Source organism: Rhizobacter sp. P3_B12 (assembly GCF_056402895.1).
Genome location: NZ_JBFUGN010000973.1, coordinates 1 through 2,283 on the forward strand (window position 1 = coordinate 1; position 2,283 = coordinate 2,283).

Genomic DNA, 2,283 nt, shown 5'->3' on the forward strand with positions numbered 1-2,283 from the left:
TTGCTGAACCAGACCTCGGCCTGCAGGCGCGAGATGTGGCGTTCCGGGTCGGGCAGGGCGAGCGTGTTCGTGTCGGAACGGCCGATCGTGCCACCGCGTTCATCGAAGTGGCCCGTGATCGACTGAGACAGGGTCTCGTTCTTCAGGGTATGGGCGCGTATCACCAGGATCATGAGGGCTCCGACAGCGAGGCAGGCACGCCCGCCGAGCGGAGCCGGCGCGCCTGAAGCCGGTTTATCCGCCGGGCGCCCGGGATTGGCAATCAACGAAAGTCATGCGGCTGTCGTGGAAGGGCTGGGAAACGATTGCTGAAAAGGATTGCCAGATGACTTTCGTTCATTGAGACTTTGCGTCCCCCCAGGCACTGTGCCGTGCCATGCCAGAAGACGACTATCCCGACCGCCCGTTCGAAGATGACGAGACCACCCGCGTCATCACCCATTCCAGCGCCAGCCTCAAGACGAGCCCGCTGAACGCGGCTGCGGCCGTTGCGTCGGCCGACACGCTGCCGGCCGCTGCGCCGGGAAGTGAGTCTGCGCGCCGCAGCGCGCCGGCCGCCAGTCCGGCGGCGCCGCGCCAGGTCGGCCGCTACCAGATCACAGAGCGCATCGGCCGCGGCGGCATGGCGAGCGTCTACCGCGCGCACGACCCCGGCATCGACCGCACCATCGCGATCAAGTTCCTGCACGCCGCCTATTGCGAGGAAGAGGAGTACCGCGCCCGCTTCCTGCGCGAGGCGCGCGCCGCCGGCATGCTGTCGCATCCGAACATCGTCACCGTGCACGACGTGGGCGAGATCGAGGGCCGGCCGTACATGGCGATGGAGCTGATCGAGGGCGAGCCGATGAACGAGCTGATGTCGCGCCTCGGCCCGATGCCGATCCGCGACACGCTGGTGATCGTGCTGCAGCTGGCCAAGGCGCTCGACTACGCGCACGGCAAGGGCATCGTGCACCGCGACATCAAGCCGTCGAACATCATGGTGCTGAAGGGCACCAGCACCGTGAAGGTGACCGATTTCGGCATCGCGCACGTGACCACGGGGGCGTCGTCGACGCACCAGACGCGTGTCGGCGACGTGCTCGGCACGCCGCAGTACATGTCGCCCGAGCAGACCAAGGGCTCGAAGGTCGACGGCCGTTCCGACCTGTTCTCGGTCGGCATCATCCTGTACCAGATGCTGAGCGGCGCCGCGCCGTTCCAGGGCGACAGCATCGTGGCGCTCGCGATGAAGATCGCCACCGAGGAGCCGACGCCGATCGAGAAGCTGCGCACCGATTTGCCGCTGGGCGTGCGCCGCATCGTCGAGCGCTGCCTGGCCAAGCAGCCGGAGCGCCGCTTCCAGACCGGCCAGGAGCTGGCCACCGAGATCAGCAAGGCGATGCGCAACATCGAGGATGAAGCGCGCGAGAAGGAAAAACCCCGCATCCTGCCGCTGCGCCTGAAGTGGGCGCTGATGATGGGCGCCATCGTGTTCGCGGTGATGGCGGTGACCGGCACGGTCGTCAACCGGCAGCAGACGGCCGCGATGATGGGTCAGGTGACCGATTACGGCGCATCGCTCAGCCGCTTCATCGCGGCGCAGAACGCGGTGTCGGCGCTGGCCGACGAATGGGTGGCGGTCGAGGTGTCGGTGGGCGAGGTCATGAAGACGCGCGATTTCACGAGCGTCAGCGTGGTCGACCGGGCCGGTGTGGTGCGGGCGTCGAGCGATGCGGCGAGCGTGGGCCAGCCGTACAAGGCGCGCGGCGGCGAGCTGCTGGGCACGCGTGCCGGCGGCGTCAGCGTGACGCGCGTGCTCGACGACAACGACAACGTGCTGGTGTTCGAGGCGCCGATGACCTTCCAGGGCAAGGCGGTCGGCCGGGTGGCGCTGGGCATCCCCGAGAAGCCGCTCGCGCAGGTGGCGCGGCTGAGCCTGACGCTGATGATCGTGCTGGTGATCGTCACGGTGCTGGCGGTGGCGGTGGCGATGTACTTCGYCGCGAACTGGTTCGCGCGGCCGATCAAGCTGGTGGGCGACTCGATGCGCGAGATTGCGCAGGGCCGTTTCGAGCATCGCATCCGCGAGGAGCGCACCGACGAGTTCGGCCAGCTGTACAAGGGTTTCGACGCGATGGCGCAGGCCCTGCAGGAGCGTTACGTGCCGACGCAGGACACCGCGGCCGAGACGCAGCGCGTGGCCGCGAGCTTTGCCAGCACGATGGCGCCGCTGAAGCGGCCGCCGGCCGCGGATTCGAAGAAGCCTTCATGAGGGAGCAGTCGATGCAAGCACTTCAGCGC

At 67.9% G+C, this 2,283-nt stretch carries 1 protein-coding gene; it reads left to right on the forward strand.

Annotated elements, in window-relative coordinates; genetic code table 11:
• Nucleotides 1-376 precede the first annotated feature (376 nt).
• Nucleotides 377-2,254, forward strand: coding sequence for a protein kinase domain-containing protein (locus AC1D01_RS30885; protein ID WP_477873247.1), 1,878 nt, complete (start codon nt 377-379; stop codon nt 2,252-2,254).
• Nucleotides 2,255-2,283 lie beyond the last annotated feature (29 nt).